At 31.3% G+C, this 16,555-nt stretch carries 36 protein-coding genes; all 36 read right to left on the reverse strand.

Annotated features, from left to right (window positions below; translation table 11 throughout):
- Window positions 1-83: 83 nt before the first annotated feature.
- The 36 genes from B2694_RS01900 to B2694_RS02075 all read right to left on the reverse strand — a co-directional run bounded on the left by B2694_RS01900 (window position 84) and on the right by B2694_RS02075 (window position 16,549).
- Window positions 84-278 carry a hypothetical protein gene (locus B2694_RS01900; RefSeq protein WP_346884324.1) on the reverse strand — a complete coding sequence of 65 codons (195 nt, stop codon included), beginning with the start codon at window positions 276-278 and terminating at the stop codon, window positions 84-86.
- Window positions 275-871 (reverse strand): hypothetical protein, encoded by a 597-nt coding sequence (locus B2694_RS01905; protein WP_346884325.1) that lies wholly within the window; start codon window positions 869-871, stop codon window positions 275-277. Before B2694_RS01905 ends, B2694_RS01900 begins: the two co-directional genes overlap by 4 nt.
- Before the next feature lie 19 nt (window positions 872-890).
- Window positions 891-1,301, reverse strand: coding sequence for an HNH endonuclease (locus B2694_RS01910; protein WP_346884326.1), 411 nt, complete (start codon window positions 1,299-1,301; stop codon window positions 891-893).
- A gap of 64 nt (window positions 1,302-1,365) precedes the next feature.
- A complete protein-coding gene (locus B2694_RS01915) occupies window positions 1,366-1,563 on the reverse strand; it encodes a hypothetical protein (protein ID WP_346884327.1) in 198 nt (65 codons plus the stop codon).
- Between the two features lie 591 nt (window positions 1,564-2,154).
- Window positions 2,155-2,697: a hypothetical protein gene (locus B2694_RS01920; protein ID WP_346884328.1), complete on the reverse strand. Its 543-nt coding sequence runs from the start codon at window positions 2,695-2,697 to the stop codon at window positions 2,155-2,157.
- A 95-nt stretch (window positions 2,698-2,792) separates the two neighbouring features.
- Complete coding sequence (locus B2694_RS01925; RefSeq protein WP_346884329.1) at window positions 2,793-3,005, reverse strand: hypothetical protein; 213 nt, start codon at window positions 3,003-3,005, stop codon at window positions 2,793-2,795.
- A gap of 4 nt (window positions 3,006-3,009) precedes the next feature.
- Complete coding sequence (locus B2694_RS01930; RefSeq protein WP_346884330.1) at window positions 3,010-3,291, reverse strand: hypothetical protein; 282 nt, start codon at window positions 3,289-3,291, stop codon at window positions 3,010-3,012.
- A 2-nt stretch (window positions 3,292-3,293) separates the two neighbouring features.
- Window positions 3,294-4,103, reverse strand: coding sequence for a hypothetical protein (locus B2694_RS01935; RefSeq protein ID WP_346884331.1), 810 nt, complete (start codon window positions 4,101-4,103; stop codon window positions 3,294-3,296).
- A gap of 328 nt (window positions 4,104-4,431) precedes the next feature.
- The gene (locus tag B2694_RS01940) at window positions 4,432-4,839 is read right to left on the reverse strand and encodes a hypothetical protein (RefSeq protein ID WP_346884332.1); all 408 of its coding nucleotides are present in this window, start codon (window positions 4,837-4,839) and stop codon (window positions 4,432-4,434) included.
- A complete protein-coding gene (locus B2694_RS01945; RefSeq protein ID WP_346884333.1) occupies window positions 4,832-4,993 on the reverse strand; it encodes a carboxypeptidase in 162 nt (53 codons plus the stop codon). Before B2694_RS01945 ends, B2694_RS01940 begins: the two co-directional genes overlap by 8 nt.
- Before the next feature lie 3 nt (window positions 4,994-4,996).
- Window positions 4,997-5,401 (reverse strand): YopX family protein, encoded by a 405-nt coding sequence (locus B2694_RS01950; protein ID WP_346884334.1) that lies wholly within the window; start codon window positions 5,399-5,401, stop codon window positions 4,997-4,999.
- Between the two features lie 20 nt (window positions 5,402-5,421).
- Complete coding sequence (locus tag B2694_RS01955; protein WP_346884335.1) at window positions 5,422-5,808, reverse strand: hypothetical protein; 387 nt, start codon at window positions 5,806-5,808, stop codon at window positions 5,422-5,424.
- Window positions 5,809-5,853: 45 nt separating this feature from the next.
- Window positions 5,854-6,090, reverse strand: a complete 237-nt coding sequence (locus tag B2694_RS01960) for a hypothetical protein (protein WP_346884336.1) — start codon at window positions 6,088-6,090, stop codon at window positions 5,854-5,856.
- Window positions 6,083-6,679, reverse strand: a complete 597-nt coding sequence (locus tag B2694_RS01965; RefSeq protein WP_346884337.1) for an ERCC4 domain-containing protein — start codon at window positions 6,677-6,679, stop codon at window positions 6,083-6,085. The genes B2694_RS01960 and B2694_RS01965 overlap by 8 nt, the downstream gene beginning before the upstream one ends.
- Window positions 6,680-6,683: 4 nt before the next feature.
- Complete coding sequence (locus B2694_RS01970; RefSeq protein WP_346884338.1) at window positions 6,684-6,839, reverse strand: hypothetical protein; 156 nt, start codon at window positions 6,837-6,839, stop codon at window positions 6,684-6,686.
- The gene (locus B2694_RS01975) at window positions 6,840-7,022 is read right to left on the reverse strand and encodes a hypothetical protein (protein ID WP_346884339.1); all 183 of its coding nucleotides are present in this window, start codon (window positions 7,020-7,022) and stop codon (window positions 6,840-6,842) included.
- 12 nt (window positions 7,023-7,034) lie between these two features.
- Complete coding sequence (locus tag B2694_RS01980) at window positions 7,035-7,379, reverse strand: hypothetical protein (protein WP_346884340.1); 345 nt, start codon at window positions 7,377-7,379, stop codon at window positions 7,035-7,037.
- An 89-nt stretch (window positions 7,380-7,468) separates the two neighbouring features.
- Window positions 7,469-8,089: a DNA cytosine methyltransferase gene (locus tag B2694_RS01985; protein WP_346884341.1), complete on the reverse strand. Its 621-nt coding sequence runs from the start codon at window positions 8,087-8,089 to the stop codon at window positions 7,469-7,471.
- Between the two features lie 128 nt (window positions 8,090-8,217).
- Window positions 8,218-8,625, reverse strand: a complete 408-nt coding sequence (locus tag B2694_RS01990; RefSeq protein WP_346884342.1) for an ASCH/PUA domain-containing protein — start codon at window positions 8,623-8,625, stop codon at window positions 8,218-8,220.
- Window positions 8,618-8,887, reverse strand: coding sequence for a hypothetical protein (locus tag B2694_RS01995; protein ID WP_346884343.1), 270 nt, complete (start codon window positions 8,885-8,887; stop codon window positions 8,618-8,620). Before B2694_RS01995 ends, B2694_RS01990 begins: the two co-directional genes overlap by 8 nt.
- Window positions 8,888-9,376: a DNA cytosine methyltransferase gene (locus B2694_RS02000; RefSeq protein WP_346884402.1), complete on the reverse strand. Its 489-nt coding sequence runs from the start codon at window positions 9,374-9,376 to the stop codon at window positions 8,888-8,890.
- A gap of 4 nt (window positions 9,377-9,380) precedes the next feature.
- The gene (locus B2694_RS02005; protein ID WP_346884344.1) at window positions 9,381-9,524 is read right to left on the reverse strand and encodes a hypothetical protein; all 144 of its coding nucleotides are present in this window, start codon (window positions 9,522-9,524) and stop codon (window positions 9,381-9,383) included.
- Window positions 9,525-9,556: 32 nt separating this feature from the next.
- Entirely contained in the window at window positions 9,557-10,354 is a 798-nt protein-coding gene (locus tag B2694_RS02010) for a hypothetical protein (RefSeq protein WP_346884345.1), read from the reverse strand.
- A gap of 20 nt (window positions 10,355-10,374) precedes the next feature.
- Entirely contained in the window at window positions 10,375-10,500 is a 126-nt protein-coding gene (locus B2694_RS02015) for a hypothetical protein (protein WP_346884346.1), read from the reverse strand.
- 51 nt (window positions 10,501-10,551) lie between these two features.
- A complete protein-coding gene (locus tag B2694_RS02020; RefSeq protein WP_346884403.1) occupies window positions 10,552-10,956 on the reverse strand; it encodes a single-stranded DNA-binding protein in 405 nt (134 codons plus the stop codon).
- A gap of 96 nt (window positions 10,957-11,052) precedes the next feature.
- On the reverse strand, window positions 11,053-11,553 hold the full coding sequence (locus tag B2694_RS02025) for a nitrate ABC transporter ATP-binding protein (RefSeq protein ID WP_346884347.1): 501 nt from the start codon (window positions 11,551-11,553) through the stop codon (window positions 11,053-11,055).
- Between the two features lie 12 nt (window positions 11,554-11,565).
- Window positions 11,566-12,222 (reverse strand): hypothetical protein, encoded by a 657-nt coding sequence (locus B2694_RS02030; protein WP_346884348.1) that lies wholly within the window; start codon window positions 12,220-12,222, stop codon window positions 11,566-11,568.
- A gap of 15 nt (window positions 12,223-12,237) precedes the next feature.
- Complete coding sequence (locus tag B2694_RS02035) at window positions 12,238-12,564, reverse strand: hypothetical protein (RefSeq protein WP_346884349.1); 327 nt, start codon at window positions 12,562-12,564, stop codon at window positions 12,238-12,240.
- Window positions 12,565-12,575: 11 nt separating this feature from the next.
- Window positions 12,576-13,007 carry a hypothetical protein gene (locus B2694_RS02040; protein WP_346884350.1) on the reverse strand — a complete coding sequence of 144 codons (432 nt, stop codon included), beginning with the start codon at window positions 13,005-13,007 and terminating at the stop codon, window positions 12,576-12,578.
- Window positions 13,008-13,011: 4 nt separating this feature from the next.
- On the reverse strand, window positions 13,012-13,212 hold the full coding sequence (locus tag B2694_RS02045; RefSeq protein ID WP_346884351.1) for a hypothetical protein: 201 nt from the start codon (window positions 13,210-13,212) through the stop codon (window positions 13,012-13,014).
- 33 nt (window positions 13,213-13,245) lie between these two features.
- Window positions 13,246-13,413: a hypothetical protein gene (locus B2694_RS02050; RefSeq protein WP_346884352.1), complete on the reverse strand. Its 168-nt coding sequence runs from the start codon at window positions 13,411-13,413 to the stop codon at window positions 13,246-13,248.
- Between the two features lie 37 nt (window positions 13,414-13,450).
- On the reverse strand, window positions 13,451-13,603 hold the full coding sequence (locus tag B2694_RS02055; protein ID WP_346884353.1) for a DUF6906 family protein: 153 nt from the start codon (window positions 13,601-13,603) through the stop codon (window positions 13,451-13,453).
- Window positions 13,600-13,743 carry a hypothetical protein gene (locus tag B2694_RS02060; protein ID WP_346884354.1) on the reverse strand — a complete coding sequence of 48 codons (144 nt, stop codon included), beginning with the start codon at window positions 13,741-13,743 and terminating at the stop codon, window positions 13,600-13,602. Before B2694_RS02060 ends, B2694_RS02055 begins: the two co-directional genes overlap by 4 nt.
- Window positions 13,743-13,964, reverse strand: a complete 222-nt coding sequence (locus tag B2694_RS02065; protein ID WP_346884355.1) for a hypothetical protein — start codon at window positions 13,962-13,964, stop codon at window positions 13,743-13,745. Before B2694_RS02065 ends, B2694_RS02060 begins: the two co-directional genes overlap by 1 nt.
- Window positions 13,964-15,817: a DnaB-like helicase C-terminal domain-containing protein gene (locus B2694_RS02070; RefSeq protein WP_346884356.1), complete on the reverse strand. Its 1,854-nt coding sequence runs from the start codon at window positions 15,815-15,817 to the stop codon at window positions 13,964-13,966. The genes B2694_RS02065 and B2694_RS02070 overlap by 1 nt, the downstream gene beginning before the upstream one ends.
- A gap of 9 nt (window positions 15,818-15,826) precedes the next feature.
- Window positions 15,827-16,549, reverse strand: coding sequence for a hypothetical protein (locus B2694_RS02075; protein ID WP_346884357.1), 723 nt, complete (start codon window positions 16,547-16,549; stop codon window positions 15,827-15,829).
- Between the last annotated feature and the right edge of the window lie 6 nt (window positions 16,550-16,555).

Genomic DNA, 16,555 nt, shown 5'->3' on the forward strand with positions numbered 1-16,555 from the left:
AGACACCCCCTTTTTTCATTCATTTAAGGAACTTTGTGCGAGGAACTCTGGTAACAACGGTACTGTAGTGATTTCCTCTTTTTCTAGTAGGTAGGGGGGATATACTTCTCCCTCTTACTCTTCCATTCTATTAATGCTTTAATATACCATTCCTCATACTTATTATTCTTTGTCACTCTCTGTATATATTCCTTATGTATTCTTAAGTAATCATCCTCTAACCAATCTAGTTGCTTATCAGTTAGTTGTAATAGTATTAATACTTGTTCCTTATTCATATACAACCATCCTTAATATATTTATTTATATCATCCTTAATCTTATTACCAACTATATAATCATTAAAGTAACCTACTGAGTAAATCATATAACCTATACTTTCATCATTACTCTTGATAGCTATTACAAAGTTATATCCCTTACTAACCTCATTCCATATTTTAATAGAGTTATTTAAATCACCACCATCACAACATAAGTAAGATATATATTTATCTTTTGTCCATACTTCATACTGAAATGTATTAGTATTAATAATACATTCTACTGGTGATTTCTCTATTTCATCTATAGGTATTGTGTAGCATTTATTATTGCTGAAAATATCTAATAAGTTATGTTTCCTCACTAAAGGATTCTTGTACCAATTACCACATAAAAGTATTACACATTCCTTATCCTTATTAGTTATATCGTTCATTGCTGAATACATATTTGTTTCTCTTATAAATGCAATATAGTTATCTGTTTTTAATTCATCTTCTACATACCCTCGGTATATATCTCCTACTAGGTCATCATTAGCTATTAAGTATATATTACACTTATGTGATTCTATATAATCTTTCAATCTATATATTGATTTCTTCATATCCTCACTCCTATTAATATTAATCATCATTTAAACTAATCTTATGTCCATGCCTAATCATATGGTGTTCATGACATAGACTAATTAAGTTATCTTCTTCAAACCTTTTGTCCCAAGCTTTTAGGATAGGTTCAATGTGATGCACTTGGTTAGCTATGGTTATTCTACCTTCCTTCAAGCAATCTTGACACAAGTAATTATCTCTAGCCTTTATGTATGCCCTTAACTGTTGCCATTGCTTACTTGAATAGAACTTTTCAACCTTGGAGTTCCTAGGTCTTTTATAGTTATTCTCAATCTTCCACTTCTTCTTTGCTGCATTAACTTTATCCAGATACTCTCTCTCATGTTCTTCACAATAGCCATGTTCACTACGAGTTAGCTTTATACATCCTCTATGCTTACACTCTCTCATTCTACGTTGTGCCATGCTTATTCTCCTTTTATGTAAAATAAAAAAGAACCCTATTTCTAGAGTTCCTTAGTTATTATTTTTACTGTTGTTTAAGTTTCTGATGATCACAATTTACTGCTAATTGATGATACCTTTCATATAATCCAGCTATTTTATCTTCTGTAATCTCTTTTCCTAAATGGCATCCTTTTTCAACATATAAATTAACTAACTCTATTGCAACATCTCTTCTATTTCTTTGAATTGGTGTTGGGTCTACATCTATTCTATCTGACATACTCTCACCTCCTTATATTTACATTTCTACAAAAGAAGTGAAAATCCTTTATCTTAAAACCTCTTACTCTTAAACCTTCCATGCCTTTTCTGATAGGTTCTAGTTTCATTCCTCCGACATTCTTCAATGTCAGTATCGTTAAATGGATTGTAAGTATATTTGATTAATATACACTCGCCATTATAACCCCTCTCACAACCTGGATCATAAGCTGAACAACAACAATCCTGTTCTCTAGTGGCACCAGGGTTTATGAATATTTTAAACTTGTATTTATTAACCATACATACTCACCTCACTTAGTTTAAATAAAATAAAAAAGCACCTAGCCTAACGACTAAATGCTTATTGATTAGCTTTGCCTGTAGGTAAGGACTTACTCACTTGCTCATTGCTAATAGCAATCTTTTTAACTCACTTTATGGCTACCTACCGAAACATAAAGGTCATAATCAATAGGGGTAAATGGGGAAAATAAAAAAGCTGGATATAATATACCCAACCTTCTATACTACTAAAATAACACATAGAAAATCAAATGTAAACGCCACGAACACGCCACTTTAACGCCATTTGTACGCCACCTTTATGTTAAATGATTGGTAATGTTGATAGTAAACCAACTATCCCAGCCGCAATTAAATTTCCTCCAGCACCAATTGCCATCTGCTTTAATAAATCTACCGACTTTTTTATTAGTGAAGGTTCTTCTTTCCCCTTCGATAAATTAATTACATCCTCAACAATCTTCTTAATTGCATCTGAATTTTCTCCAAAAGACTCATTGAATTGTTGTGAACCGAAATGTGTTTTAATTTGATTCATAACATCAAGAACTGCTTCGTAATCAAATGTTTGAGAGTTATTAATTTCTTGGCTTGAGTTAATTACGCCCTGTTGGATTGCAATTGAACTATTATTAATATCTTTAAAAACAATACCTGGGTTATCTACGATACTTTCTATTACTTTCTTGTGTCTGCATAAATCCTCATTTTCCTTTTCTTCCATTTTCTTTTGAACTTGTTGAAATATTCTATTACGTTCATCATCAATTTCTTTCATATCATCTTTTAATTTACTCGTTATGTCAATATTATTTAATAATTCTCTATCAAATCCAAAATTTCCCATCCGATTTCCTCCCAATTTCATATTTACATATTATAGATATTGTACTTTTTATTATATTATTTGTAAACAAATATTAATCAATTTATCTTATATTCTTACTTCCCTAACTTCTTAATCAAATCCCATAAACTAAAGCTAGTCTTATTATAAACCTTGTTGTACATAGCCTTTTTAGAGTTATTTACCCATCCCATGCCTTTCTTTCCGTATAAAGGATTAATTGTACTCTTAACTTTTCTCTTAAGCTTGGCGGTCGTTCTAGCCTTAATTGATTTCTTTAAGCTTGGTGTTCTTAATCCTAACTTCATAATCTTACCTCTCTAAATTGATAATTTTATACTTTTTATTTTCTTCAATAACGCCATCAAACCACTTTTTAGTATTTTCTTCTAGTAATAATTTAATCTCAAAATCCCCTAGCGATTCATCAAGTTTAATTTCAATTTCAGAAATATTTAATACGTTTTTCTTAGAACTAAAGTAATATGGTTCATTCTTATTTGTTAAAGTTACCATGGTGTTGAGATTAGCATATAATTCTATTGCCCCATGGTGGAAATCTATTGCATCTTTAAGTTGTTCTATATAATTCATAATTATTTACCCTTTCTTTTAACTATTTTTATAATTACATTCTCGCCTTTTCTCTCAGTATCTACTTTGATATCTAAATTTAAATCATTTATAGCTTTAGATGGGTTCTTTATGTATCTTTGATAAAACATTTTATCTTCTATTTTAGCACCTTGTCCTAATATATTTCTTAATCCATCCATACTCATAGTTACACAACCTTTATTACCTCTAAGTATGGTTAAGGCATATAAATAGAATTTCAGATCATAAGTCTTTTTTAATGGGCATATATTTTTAATTGATATAGTTGTAAATCCACCTAAACACTTTCCTTCTTCATCTTTAGAAACTTTATCATCAATTACAGTTAATAACTTTGCTGCTGACTCCGTGAACAATACTTCTATCCTTCTTTTGTCATTATTGAATATAATCTTTTCATAAAGAGATATTACTGTATAATTACCATCACTCCATATACCTATAGTACAAGCATCTTTTAATAAATTCTTTTCTATATCTTTAAAATTGTTTTTATCAACTCTGTTTATATTATTTAAAATTTTCACTTCATCATAGCTTATATTAACTTCCAATTCTGACACAATGCCTATTTCTTCTATATCAACATCTATACTTGATGAGTCAATACCAAACTTCTTATTATTAATCGCCTTATTCCTCTGTATTTCCTTCTTGATTGCCACCGCTCTTGATTGCAATTTTCCAAAAGCATAATAGAATAGTTTTTCTTCTTTAGTCGTTAGGTTTTTGAATTGTTTAAGTACATCATTATCCATAATTAAATGGTCTAAGAAACTACCTTTCATTACTATCACTCCTTAATAATATTATATCATAGTATCAAGATTTTATATTTAATGTTACTGTAAAAAATAAAAAGAATTGATTGTAGGAAAATAGTTCGTCCGTACTCTCTGTCAAATGAGAGTATGCTATATGTTATATATACTCCTGTTAATAACTTTTGTTAATAACTTATATGACAAATCCGCAATATATTGATATAACTTAATTTACAAGGTGTAAAGGTAACAGATTTTAGCAAGTTGGTAACAGATTTTAGCAGTAAAGTAACAAGTTTTAGCAACGTGGTAACAGATTTTAGCAACCCATAAGAAAAGACTAGGTTTTACCCTAGCCTAAATTCTTCTCTATCCTCTGAACTGTTCTCTCACCTATTCCTAAAATATCAGCAGTTTCAGCTTGTGTGCATTTCTTAACCTTTCTGAGAAACTTAACCTTTTGATAATTATTAGTCAGTAATGGTAAATATTCATCAACATTCACTTCTGACTTTCTACTAGCTAGTGCATTTTCACTTAGTTCTAGTAGATTGACTAACCTTTCCCTTTCCGCCGAATAATCCTCTATATGAAATTCTTTGTTACCACCTTTTATTGTATCGTAGTCATTGTAACTTGTACCTTTTCCATATCCTTTGGGCATAAAAGCCCTTTTATATAGCCTGTCTAAATCATCTATCTGCTTTTTGGTCTGTCTTATAATAGACTCTAATTCTTTTATTTTGTCTATGTTATTCATTGGCTACCTCCTTTGTACTGCATGGATCAACTTCGGCAAGCAATTCTCCATCTAAAGACCAATACTGTGTTAAATATCTAATCGGTGTTTCTTTTCCATCTCCTCTTTTAGTAAGTGTAGTTTTTATAACTTGAATTATTTCAGCATTACCCATTAGTTACCCCTCCAATAAATGTTTATCTTCATAGATGTTTCCTATAACTTCACCATCAATAAATTGCAACCATGTATCTCCATATGGTGTATGTCCTATTAATTTACCTTTAAAAGAACCTTTGTCATATTCAATAATATATTTTCTACTTAAAAATTCACTAGTCAATGGATTTAAATAACCACCTTCGATTATATCTCCCTCATAAATCTCTTTGTTATTCTTATCATTTAAGCCTGTGTATTGTCCTACTGTTTCTGCAATAACCTCTATATTGCATAATGCATTTGGAGTCTGTTCACTTATTGTTATTTTGATTCTGCCATCAGAATATTTGCATTGCCATAAATCTCCATATATCCACTCACCATTATCAATTCGTTTACCCCTAAACTTAATCTCTCTCATTTTCTACCTCCTTATAAGTGTTACTTTTTATTATCATCTCTGTATTTTGTAATTAATGTATCTCTATCAATATTTAATAGCTTCAAAGCAAACTCCAATAAGTCATCGTTATGAATCTCATTTCCAGTGCAAAACGGACAATATTTTGAATCTATTCCAGCGTCATCAATTATATCTCCAATTTCATATCCATATTCTGATTCCTGTTTAGATTCAATATCGTATTCCTCTTTTTGTTTTTCACTTCCATCAAACTTAACATTGTATTCATAAGCATAACTAGAATTAATATCATTATTCACTAAACAAGAAGTACATAAACTATGACCACACTTACTGCAATGTCCTACATATTCTTCATATCTTGATTCTTCACAACAATCACATGAATAAAAATCTACACTCATTTTAATCCTTCTTTCTTCTTTTTAAATTTAATCTTAACTTTATTCCTACAACTCATATTTTTCTTTAAGCTTTATACATTCTTGTATTATTATGCTTAAATTTTCACTTTGGTTAGTAGTTTGATTTATAAAATCCTCTAGCATCTTATAGGCACTATCACATTTGCTTTTATATTCCTCCCTATGGCGTTTTACATCTTCATCAAAGGCGTTAGGTCTACCAAAGTATTTACTGTCCATAGCCCCACATTTAGGGACTTTATCTACCCTGTGTCTATTCACTAGCAACACCCTCTTTAATGTATTTACCTTGCTTTAATTCTTCTTTTACATAAGACTCTATTGTGTTGTAGATCCAAAATGGTGCTATGCTTTTTTCTTTATCTATTAAAGGGCATCTGTATCTAGCTTCAAAACGTTTTAAGCTATTATATAATGCTTTTGGATGATAATTACTTGTATAGTTCTTTCCCCAAATAGTTCTCTCAATATTTCCATCTTCAATTAGTAGATATTTATTAACACAGTTTAGCTTTATCCTTGTTAGTTCAAATTCAAATCTTTGTCTTTCTTTAGTTCCTGTATTTTTAAGATTGTTACAAAGTTCGTCAACACTAGCTTTTCTTTCAATTACAATAACATCATTGAAATATAAATCTTTATTTATACCTAAAATTTTATGAGTTTCCTCATTGTAGGCTATCATCCCCGAATAATCTCCCTCACTAAGGCTATATTTTTTAAACGCTATCTTCTCCTTAGTGAAGTAATCTGTAATGTGGCTATTTTCCTTCTCAGCCGTATCTGTAAGTATTACAAGATGTTTTAATACCTTTGCTAGCTCTGTATCAGTTAATGGTTTATACATCATGCCCCTATCTCCTTTCTAGTTCTTCATATAAAAGTTTTAATTTCTGATTATGATTTCTTAATCCACGTTCCATTTCCCAAGTGCATTGGTCTATCATTTCATATATTCTCCTAGTTGACATTGTTGAAATGTATTCTCTTAATTCATCTTCATACATCATTTAATCACCGCTCAACGTTCTTCCACACATAGGGCAATAGTTTATTCTTTTATCTACTTTTTCATCACCCCAAGCTTCAAGATAGTATCCATCACATTCCCTTTTTAAGCTTAAAACTGTCCAACACCCTTCATCCATGGTTATTTCTTGTCCTTCTTCTAAAATACAAATGCATTTTCCCATCTTCTCACCTCATTAAATCCTGTTAGACCTTAATCCAGTCTGCAAGTTCAACTCTATTTCATCTTTTATTCCGAGTTTTCTCAACTTGTCTATATAATCATTTATTTCTCTTTCATAAAAACTTCTTGCAATAGTAGGCTTGAAATTCTCATTACTGATTTCTATATCTAAATATTTGCCACATTCACATTGTATTCTGCTATATACAACAACAATATCAAAGCGATTAGTATATTCTGTTCTGTATAACTTGTAATAATGACCTAATGACTTATCATAACCACATCTGTGAACTGGCATTTCTTCTTTTTTCTTGAACCATTTAAATAGCATCTTCTCACCTTCAATTTTACTCAATTTTATTGTATTCAATTTGTTAGGATGTAGGGATTACCTACACCCTCAGTTGTTGTGAATTATGCAACTAGTTAATTTTGAATTGTGTACTACTTAATCCATTGTTCTGCCATAGCTTTTGCTATCCCTGGGAAAGTTTTACTTCTTATTGTGCTTCTTTCTTGTGGTGTTCTCGCATTTTTTAAAGCATCAAAGAACCATTTTGCTTGTCTTTTTGTTTTTCCAGTTTTTTTATCTACCCACTCTATAAACTCTCCTTTTTCTACTATATTTGTAGGCTCTAACTCAGGTAACCCTTTTAACCATAAACATGTTGATTTGCTGAATTTATCCCCGAACATCCAAGGATGAATTATTTGGTTTGGTTTTCTCCAAATACTACTCATTATTCCTATAGGGTTTTCGATTGCTATTCGCTCACAATCAGCATTTGCAAACATCATAAAGAAATCTATACCTTGTTGTTGCCTACCATCTTTCCTCTTTTGTTCAAAATGTCTTGCTCCACTAACACATAAGTGTGTGCATGGAGGGAATGCTATAATCATGTCCCACCTTTCTTTCAATAGTGGAATTACATCTTGTTGCAAATGCCACTCAGGATGACCGCCACTACATGGTATAATGTCACAACTATATGCTTCATGTCCTAATTTTCTAAGTTCAATCGTTACAGCCTGGCTTTCTTCACAAGCTACTAATATTTTCATTAATAATTTCCTCCTCGTCAGGAGGTGAGTACCCACATTTTAACTAGTATTACTCCATTTTTATAATTTCAATTTATTTCACACTATCTACAAATTGTGGTCTTTTCCAAATTAGCAATAACCACAAATTATTCCTTGCCACTTGCATACACTCTTATGGAAAATATGCAATATCCTTCTTCTAAACCATATTGACCGCCTAAAAATACATATGTTATTCTTGCATTTATATAGTTTCCTGTATAATCACCATCTTTAAACTCTCTTAACTTAACTGTATCTCCAACCTTGAAATCTCTATCATTTTTTCTTATTTCAAATCTTTTCTTACCATTTAAAACATCATAGAAATATTCTGGTAATATCTTAAGTTCATGTGTTATTTTCTCTATCTTAAACTTAGCTTCACATTCTTCAAAAACTTCACCGCATCTATATTCGCATCCCACAACATCACAAGAATAACAACATATATTGCCTTTATTTTGATTTTTATTTCTGCAAATACCTTCCTTGCATATATACATATCATTCATTTTTATTCACTCCCTTAACCCTCGGTCTATCCTTAATTTTCTCTAAATGCTTATCATACTGACTCATAACATAATCAGCATCTAGCCCCATCTTCTGTAATGCTCCTAATCCACTCTGCAATACATCAAAGTATTCCTCTATAGCATTAGTTGCATCATGTTTTAATACTGCTTTTTCAAACTCGTCAACTTCCTCGTAGACCTTGTCTACTTGTTGCATCAGTGTAACGCCTTCTAGGTTAATATTTTTAAATCCTATCATCTATTTCACCCCTAAAATCTGTTTAAATATACTTTCTAAAATTGGTATTGGTATCGAGTTGCCTGCTTGTTTGTAAAGTGCTCCATTTAACTTTTCCTCTTTGCCTGGATGCACTTTTAAAGTTGCTTCAAAATCTTCATCACTATAGCCTTGCAATCTCCAACACTCTCGCTCGGTTAGATATCTGTATTTACCATTTCCTAAGTCAATAACTCCACTGTTAGGACACCTCATTTGCTTAGTAGTTATAGTTGTGCAGTAATCTTTTATAACTTGTACCCTTCCACCAAATGAGCCATCATTGATATTAAGTACTTCTGTATCTATTGCCATTGGATAAGATGCCGCCTTTAAACTTTCTTCCATATCATATATTTTTACATTACTAATCATTCTCTTGCTCCATTTCTGTATAATACTGCTACAAACAATATGTCGAAAACTATAATTCCCATTATTATTTTTAATAGCATTTGTAACACTCCTTATAGATTTACTTTCTACCCCTCAAAACCCTAAACATATATCCACACCTTAAGTTTAAGCATCTATATATTTCCGTTGTAATATACTCACCTTTTTCTTCTAAAACCAACTTCACTTCGCGACCGCATTTATCACACTTATTATTTGCCATTTTCATTTCTCCTTTTTATGCATTATTTAAATTTATAATCCACAATTACAAGGTCTTTCCCTTTCTCCTATATGATCCAATGCATTATCTTCATCAAAGAACATCTCTATTTGTCCTTCTCCAACTATTATTTCTATAGGCTTAGAACTTATATATAAGGGTTTCTTACTATCCGAAACTCTTTTTTCATTTACTCTATGCTCTAATAGTTTAGCTTTTTCATATAAACAAGGGTCATTCCTATAGAGTTCTATAAAATCTCTTTTTTTAGCATATGGACATATATAACAGCCCGATTTTCTAGGAACTTCAAACCCATGTCGTTTAATTATTTCAATGTTCCCTTCTCTAGTAATTCCATCTTCTACAAATAGATATCTATATATCTTATTAGCTAAATACTTGGGTGGATTTTTAGGAGGATTTGCTCTATGTGATTCGTCATAAGCTATACCTAGGTGCATATAACACTTTTCATTCTCTCCACCCTCTAGTCTAGAATTCATATATAAATTTGTTGGTACAATTTTAAATTTTTCAGTACACCATCTCAACATTCTGCTAGGTACTATACTTTTTTCTAAGCAGTATTCAAATAAATCTTTAGGTCTTTCCATAGATTTTTCTTTGACCTTGCCCTCTATAATCGTTACTGGTTTCCATCCTCTTTTTACTACTTCGTTATTAAAGTATTCCATATATCTATACGTGTCTGGATGATCTGCTCCATGGTTACTAAATACCGCTTCAAAATCTATTCCTTTTTCTATCATATAAAGGTACAGAGCTACACTATTTACTCCGCCGCCAAAGCTTAAGAAATGTTTCATAAAATACACCTTCTTTCGATTTAATTAATTAGCTTTTCTAGATAATTAGTTGCTTCTTGCAAACTTCCGCTAAATATAACTTCCTCTTGTGAGTTTCTTACTTCCCAAACGTGATTAAATTGATTGCAACATAAGTGATATTTCATTTCATTACCTCCTAAGGGGAAGTTAATCCCCTGTTATATTTCCGTTATTTGTTAGAAAGGCATATCCGTGTTGTTATCTTCACTAAAATAATCCTGTGGTACATCACCACTTTGAGTATTGTTAGTAGTGTTATTATTTTTCTTTCCAAACTCTAAGAAACTAACTTCATCAGCTACAACCTCAGTAATGAACACCTTGCCATTCTTTCCATCATAATTTCTAGTTTCAATTCTTCCAGCTACACTAAGCTGACTACCTTTCTTCATATAATTTGCAGTACTTTCAGCCTGTTTACCCCATACTACTATTGGAATGAAGTCTGCATCTGGTTGACCTTCCTTTTTAAATCTTCTATTTACTGCCATTGTAAAGTTACATACTGCTGTTCCTGTTCCTGGTGTAAATTTCAATGTTGGGTCTTTAGTTAATCTTCCAATTAATACAACTTTATTAATGATAATCATCTCCTAAATATATTTTTTTCTATTCCTAATTGACTCTCAAATAATAATTCATAGTTACAACTATTGTGTTTTCTAGGGTTATTCCATCTAAATTGCTTTTATTTCATATGGAAACATACATAATCTAACTGGTAAAACTAAGATTTCAATCTCTTTAGAAGTTAGCAATATTGGTTTTACTGGGTCTTCTCCATAAATTTCATAATCGTTTATATTGTTTACTTTTATATTATTTGCATCTACGAATATATAACCCTTGCTATAACTCAATACTTTAAGACTCATTGTATCGCTTGTTCGATATACTAAATTAGTATCTTTTATTTTCTCCATATTGGTTTTATCAAATAATTCATTAAACTTTACTTCCTCCATCTTAGTTATCTTCCTATAATTTATTTTAAAATTTTCATTCAATTCTTGAAATGTCTGTTCTTTAATAACTTCAATATATTGTTTGTTGGTTCGTTTTATCTTGAACACCACAAACCCATCAGTTACTATTACTTCATCTTTTAAGGCTTGTAAATACACTTTTTCATTCAGCGATTTCTTTAGCCATCTTTCAAATAATTTAATATCTTTCATTTCTTGTTCCCCCTAAACTACAAACTTTTTCTCACCATCATCATTTAGCCTATATACTCTAACTCCCTTTTCTTTTGCCATCTCTATAAGTTGAATTATACTTAGTTCATCCGTATCATATCGAACAACAAAATCAATAAACTTGAACTCTGATATTTCTTTGTCTAGCATTTCAAAAATGTTAATATTGAACCTATTTGAATTTGTATGTCTAGCTTGTTTTTTATAAACTTCATATTCTTTCGGATACTTAGCTTTTAATTCAGCCTTATGTTGCCAAATTAGTTTCCCTAATCCGCCATCAGTTAGATTATATTTATCTCCAACCTTCTTTACTCCTCCAAGCCTTACTGCTTCATTTATCACGAATAAAGCACGTTCAACACCCTTATATTTTTCTTTTACTTCTTCCCATGTTAATTCTTCAATAGGTTTTTTCCTACTATTTCTACTAGAACGAGTTGCTGATGCCCTAAACTCTTTATATTTTCGAGGATAAAATTCTTCTAACTTCTTAGCATGAAATTGTATTACTGTTGATACATTGTAATGTTTAACCCCGTATTTCTCAGCTACTTTCCCATAAGTGCCACATTTCAAATATTCATCCATGAGAAATTTTGCAAATTCAAGACCTTGATATTTCTCTTTCAAATCTTGCCAATCCATTTTATCTCTATCCTCCTAAAATTTATCTTGCAAATGTAGATATAACCTTTTGGCAGTTTCTTGCCTAATAGTTTTATTAACATCTTCCAACTTACAATTAACTTCTTTTATTTCATACCCACACATAGCAATATTTTGCGATAATGTTCCTAAGGCTTTCTCATTGAATTGTGCTACTTCTTCTAAATTTGCATTTATCCCCTGTGTTTGTCCTCCCATATGCACCTCATTCGCTCTAATTTGCCCCTCTAAGCGATTTAATTTGTTGTTTAGAGTATTTATACTCATTATAAGTAAAGTTGCTTGTAAGCCTAATAAGACTAAAATTAATACTAAGTCCATTTTATTACCTCCTAATCTTCTAAATACCATTTACCTTCTTTAATGATTCTTTTAACTTCATAAGTCGCAAATCTCCATGATAATACTAAGAATAAACTTCCAAACAATAAATATTTTCCTTCACAAATATCTTTATTGATAGATTTTATCAATGCTTCACTAGTGCAACATTCATCTTCTGTTAATGCATCCATTAATTCATGTTCAACTCTGCACTTTCTACCACTATTTAAAACTTCATTGAAAGTAACTGGCTTTTGCACAAGTTCCCACTCTGAATCTATGTCTATATTTTCATCTAAAGTACGCTTATAATATCTAGTTTCTTTCATTTCCAAAAACCCATAATTACAAAGCCCTATTGTGCTGCTACCATTTGTAAATTCCAAATCCTTATTTTCAGCCATCATCTTGACAACTTCCCACAATTTATATTTTTTCATCTTCCTACCTCCTAATTTCTCTAACTTGGATATATCCACAATCAATGTCGCACTTGTTGAAGCAAGTCTTATAATGCTTACATTGAACTAAAAAATAACTTCCTTCATCTGATAAAACTGTACCTTTAATCCTCTGTTCTCTATTTGTATCTTCTTTAGTTGTAAAGATGTATTTTTTATCAATCTTGACTTCACTTGATTTCATGGCTTTTACCTCCTTGTTGGGTTGAATTGTGAATTACTCTTCTATTAACTTGTACTCCTTTGTGGTTTCATCTAAATAAAAACCTGTAGTTAACCATTTTTCATTGACATACATGGAGCAATCATCCTCTAGCCCAATTCCCTTGATGTATTTACCATGTTTTTTACATAAGTCAGTTAAATCCTTTAAAAAAGCTTCCATAAAAACCTCCTAATTAACAATATCTAAAAACTACTCCCTACTTCCCTATCGGAAACAACATTTCAGTAACCACATTGTAAAATATATAATCGAACTCAGTTTCTCTCTCGAATAAGAAGTCTTGTGGGTTATATCCCTTATCTGTTAAGAACTCCTTATGCTTTCTTTTTAGCTTTTTAGGATGCTTCAATTTATTTCCCCCTCTATCATTTTGTAATAAATGTAATTTATTTTGTTTATAAACCTACCTAAGATTTTCTTAAATCCCTTTTGATGATCCGATACACTCCTAACAATATCTACCGCATTTAACATCATTTCTTTATCCATTATTCACACTCCTTAAAACCTTCGAGTATGGCTTTATCGTTCATTTCTATACCATTTTTTCTTAATACTATTATCATTTTATTTATTACATCAAGGATTTTCATGTACTTAGGCATGTACTTGTCTATATCTTCCTTGCTACAAGTTTCAAAATACTGTTCTGCGTCATAAACTCTTTTTAATAATTGATTATACTTTTTCTTTAATTCAACAATATCCATTAAAAAGGTTCATCCCCTTTCGCAATCAGTACCTCTTGCAAACCCTCTATCACTATTTCACGTTTCCAGTTAAGGTTATAAGCTAAAATATTCCTCTGTTCGTCAATCTCCAATAATAAGCCTGTATCATCATCAAAATACGTTTCAACCTTTGGAAGTTCTCCGTAGTACCTATTTTTAAGTACTTGCAAGTATCCGTTTATACCTTCTTCTATTTTTTCACTCTCATATTCCCTTATTACTGCGATTATATTGTCAGCCTTATTGTAGATGTCACTCGAACCGCTTATTTGTTCAAAATCCATGTCAGAGCCCTTGCTGTAGGTTTTATTAGGGTGCAATACTAGGATTATATGAGTATTGTAATTCTTAGCTAAATCACATAACCTCTGAACAAAATCAGCTTGTTGCTCGTACTTTTCTGCCGCTTTCACACTTAGAATAGACATTAGGTTATCAATTACAATTAAATCGTACTGATTAAACTTGATTTCAACTTCTATCATGGCTAGTAGTTCATCTATAGTCTTTAGTTTGCTTTCACCTTTATTGAATAGATAGAATTTGTTTTTATGCCATTCTTGTAATTTTCTTAAGACTTCCTTTTTAGGCTCTTTTCTCTTACGCTTATTAATCTTTATCCAGTTATAGCAATTTTCATCCTTACCTATAACGAGTTGATAAATCTCATTTATAAGCATTTCTGCATCATTTTCACCATTCATGAGATATACCTTATTACCTTTATCAATGGCGTTGGCTATAACTTGTTTTACAAAGGTTGTCTTACCTCCGTTACTTCTACCGGTAATAAGAGTTACACACTTAGGTGCTAGGTCATTCAATGCAAAATCTATACTCTTTATACCTGTAGGTACATAATTACCCTTGCATTGCATCAATCCCTTGTATGGCTCTTTATCTAAATCCCTTCTACCTTCAATTTTAAATCTTGCACTATCTATTAATTCAGCTATTTTACTACTACCACCCTTGTAATATTCCTCATTTACATCATTCATTGTGTATAGCCTTTTATCTATCAGTTTTACTTTATCCCCTAACAATTCAACCATTTTCCTGTCCATTTCTTCTCCAGCTTTATCATTATCCGAAACCACTATGATGCTTTCAAAATTCTCTAGGAAGTCTTTAGCTTGTTCTATTAATGCAGCTAAACTATTTGCCCCAGCACCTACGCTTACCACATTAGTAAATCCACATTGATAAATAATCATACAGTCAAATTCACCTTCACATATAATTAACTCCTTATTTTCTAGGTCAATATTTTGTGCATTGAACAAGTATGGTTTACTACCTGTTATATTTAGCATTTTAGGCTTCCCTGGGTCTTTTAATGGCTTTCTAGTCTTATACCCTACCACAGTATCAAACTTGTAATATGGAAAGGCTATGGCGTTTTTATAGCTACCTAGGTTGAATTGCTTTATAGTTTCTTCTTTAATACCCCTAGAATTTATATAATTTATACACTCTTCTGTAATGGCAGTTACCTTTTTAGACTCACTGTAAAATGTATCTCTGCTTTTCTGCATTGAAGTATCTTTATAGCTATCTACCCCCAAAAGTTCTCTTACTACTTCATCATGTGTATAATTAAGATGGTCCTTGTAGTAGCCATAAATATCTATTTTCATTCCACATGCAAAACAATAAAATTGAAATCTTTTAGGGTCCCAACTCATGCTAGGGTCTTTATCCCCATGCTTATGTGCAAAAGTATTAGGACAGTGATACTTTTTGCCTTTCTTAACCATACCTAATCCACTTGAAATTATTTCTTCTGCTTCTTGTCCATATTTCTGCTTAATTTCTTGTATCTGTTCCATATCTCACCTCTATAAATCCCTATACACAAAATTCAACTTTGGTTTTTTCTTTGGTTTTTCTTCTTCTGCTGGATCTAAATAATCTTTATACCTTCCATTCCAAAAGGTACTCTCATTTAAAATGAATTGCTTATCTGTTTTTTTATCCTTACATTCTTTTGCATATCTTTCTACACATCTTTTGATTTGTTCTTCACCATACTCTTTTAATAATTTAGGCAATTTCTTCTCCCTAACAGCCTTGATTTTTTTACCTGGGTAAAGGCTAATAATTTCTTTTTCAAAATCACTATATATATTCTTTATATTCTTATCATTCTTGTTAGTGGTTACCTGTTGGTTAGGTGTTGGTGACCTGTTGGTTAGGTCATGGTTAGTAGGTTGGTTAGGTGGCAATTCTTTAGCTTGGTAATCCCTCCAGTTTACTATACTTACAAGTATTCCTGTCTTGGTTGATACGTAGGTTAAAAATTCGTACTTTGTGAACTTTTCGAGCGCAGTTCGTACGTTTTGCCGAGATATGCCTTCCCCAGCTTTAGTCATAATTGATTTAGCACTCGTAACAAATTCACCAGGATTAGCCTTGAATTGTTTTCCTTGCCATTGCCATTCCCTTCCCTCATGGTTAGCCATCATAAGTAGGGTTATAAGAATGACTTTTTGTTCTGGACTCGAACTTGTCCAGATAGCTTTTTTCATTAAACATCTATGAAGTTTTATCCATCCTTCCATAAAATC

It is taken from the genome of Clostridium sp. UBA4395 (genome assembly GCF_002390995.1).
Classification (GTDB): Bacteria; Bacillota; Clostridia; order Clostridiales; family Clostridiaceae; genus Clostridium_J; species Clostridium_J sulfidigenes.

What these genes read in the sequence shown, in the direction of transcription:
- B2694_RS02010 (WP_346884345.1), bottom strand. Translation starts at nt 10,354, where the DNA reads ATGAAACATTTCTTAAGCTTTGGCGGCGGAGTAAATAGTGTAGCTCTG.
- B2694_RS02075 (WP_346884357.1), bottom strand. Translation starts at nt 16,549, where the DNA reads ATGGAAGGATGGATAAAACTTCATAGATGTTTAATGAAAAAAGCTATC.
- B2694_RS01945 (WP_346884333.1), bottom strand. Translation starts at nt 4,993, where the DNA reads ATGGGTAATGCTGAAATAATTCAAGTTATAAAAACTACACTTACTAAA.
- B2694_RS01965 (WP_346884337.1), bottom strand. Translation starts at nt 6,679, where the DNA reads ATGATGTATAAACCATTAACTGATACAGAGCTAGCAAAGGTATTAAAA.
- B2694_RS01925 (WP_346884329.1), bottom strand. Translation starts at nt 3,005, where the DNA reads ATGAAGTTAGGATTAAGAACACCAAGCTTAAAGAAATCAATTAAGGCT.
- B2694_RS01930 (WP_346884330.1), bottom strand. Translation starts at nt 3,291, where the DNA reads ATGAATTATATAGAACAACTTAAAGATGCAATAGATTTCCACCATGGG.
- B2694_RS02030 (WP_346884348.1), bottom strand. Translation starts at nt 12,222, where the DNA reads ATGGATTGGCAAGATTTGAAAGAGAAATATCAAGGTCTTGAATTTGCA.
- B2694_RS01990 (WP_346884342.1), bottom strand. Translation starts at nt 8,625, where the DNA reads ATGAATGATATGTATATATGCAAGGAAGGTATTTGCAGAAATAAAAAT.
- B2694_RS01920 (WP_346884328.1), bottom strand. Translation starts at nt 2,697, where the DNA reads ATGGGAAATTTTGGATTTGATAGAGAATTATTAAATAATATTGACATA.
- B2694_RS01995 (WP_346884343.1), bottom strand. Translation starts at nt 8,887, where the DNA reads ATGATAGGATTTAAAAATATTAACCTAGAAGGCGTTACACTGATGCAA.
- B2694_RS01935 (WP_346884331.1), bottom strand. Translation starts at nt 4,103, where the DNA reads ATGAAAGGTAGTTTCTTAGACCATTTAATTATGGATAATGATGTACTT.
- B2694_RS01970 (WP_346884338.1), bottom strand. Translation starts at nt 6,839, where the DNA reads ATGATGTATGAAGATGAATTAAGAGAATACATTTCAACAATGTCAACT.
- B2694_RS01940 (WP_346884332.1), bottom strand. Translation starts at nt 4,839, where the DNA reads ATGAATAACATAGACAAAATAAAAGAATTAGAGTCTATTATAAGACAG.
- B2694_RS02050 (WP_346884352.1), bottom strand. Translation starts at nt 13,413, where the DNA reads ATGGAAGCTTTTTTAAAGGATTTAACTGACTTATGTAAAAAACATGGT.
- B2694_RS01950 (WP_346884334.1), bottom strand. Translation starts at nt 5,401, where the DNA reads ATGAGAGAGATTAAGTTTAGGGGTAAACGAATTGATAATGGTGAGTGG.
- B2694_RS02065 (WP_346884355.1), bottom strand. Translation starts at nt 13,964, where the DNA reads ATGGATATTGTTGAATTAAAGAAAAAGTATAATCAATTATTAAAAAGA.
- B2694_RS02005 (WP_346884344.1), bottom strand. Translation starts at nt 9,524, where the DNA reads ATGGCAAATAATAAGTGTGATAAATGCGGTCGCGAAGTGAAGTTGGTT.
- B2694_RS01985 (WP_346884341.1), bottom strand. Translation starts at nt 8,089, where the DNA reads ATGAAAATATTAGTAGCTTGTGAAGAAAGCCAGGCTGTAACGATTGAA.
- B2694_RS02070 (WP_346884356.1), bottom strand. Translation starts at nt 15,817, where the DNA reads ATGGAACAGATACAAGAAATTAAGCAGAAATATGGACAAGAAGCAGAA.
- B2694_RS01910 (WP_346884326.1), bottom strand. Translation starts at nt 1,301, where the DNA reads ATGGCACAACGTAGAATGAGAGAGTGTAAGCATAGAGGATGTATAAAG.
- B2694_RS01905 (WP_346884325.1), bottom strand. Translation starts at nt 871, where the DNA reads ATGAAGAAATCAATATATAGATTGAAAGATTATATAGAATCACATAAG.
- B2694_RS02015 (WP_346884346.1), bottom strand. Translation starts at nt 10,500, where the DNA reads ATGAAATATCACTTATGTTGCAATCAATTTAATCACGTTTGGGAAGTA.
- B2694_RS02025 (WP_346884347.1), bottom strand. Translation starts at nt 11,553, where the DNA reads ATGAAAGATATTAAATTATTTGAAAGATGGCTAAAGAAATCGCTGAAT.
- B2694_RS02045 (WP_346884351.1), bottom strand. Translation starts at nt 13,212, where the DNA reads ATGAAATCAAGTGAAGTCAAGATTGATAAAAAATACATCTTTACAACT.
- B2694_RS01975 (WP_346884339.1), bottom strand. Translation starts at nt 7,022, where the DNA reads ATGGGAAAATGCATTTGTATTTTAGAAGAAGGACAAGAAATAACCATG.
- B2694_RS01915 (WP_346884327.1), bottom strand. Translation starts at nt 1,563, where the DNA reads ATGTCAGATAGAATAGATGTAGACCCAACACCAATTCAAAGAAATAGA.
- B2694_RS02060 (WP_346884354.1), bottom strand. Translation starts at nt 13,743, where the DNA reads ATGGATAAAGAAATGATGTTAAATGCGGTAGATATTGTTAGGAGTGTA.
- B2694_RS01955 (WP_346884335.1), bottom strand. Translation starts at nt 5,808, where the DNA reads ATGAGTGTAGATTTTTATTCATGTGATTGTTGTGAAGAATCAAGATAT.
- B2694_RS01900 (WP_346884324.1), bottom strand. Translation starts at nt 278, where the DNA reads ATGAATAAGGAACAAGTATTAATACTATTACAACTAACTGATAAGCAA.
- B2694_RS02035 (WP_346884349.1), bottom strand. Translation starts at nt 12,564, where the DNA reads ATGGACTTAGTATTAATTTTAGTCTTATTAGGCTTACAAGCAACTTTA.
- B2694_RS02040 (WP_346884350.1), bottom strand. Translation starts at nt 13,007, where the DNA reads ATGAAAAAATATAAATTGTGGGAAGTTGTCAAGATGATGGCTGAAAAT.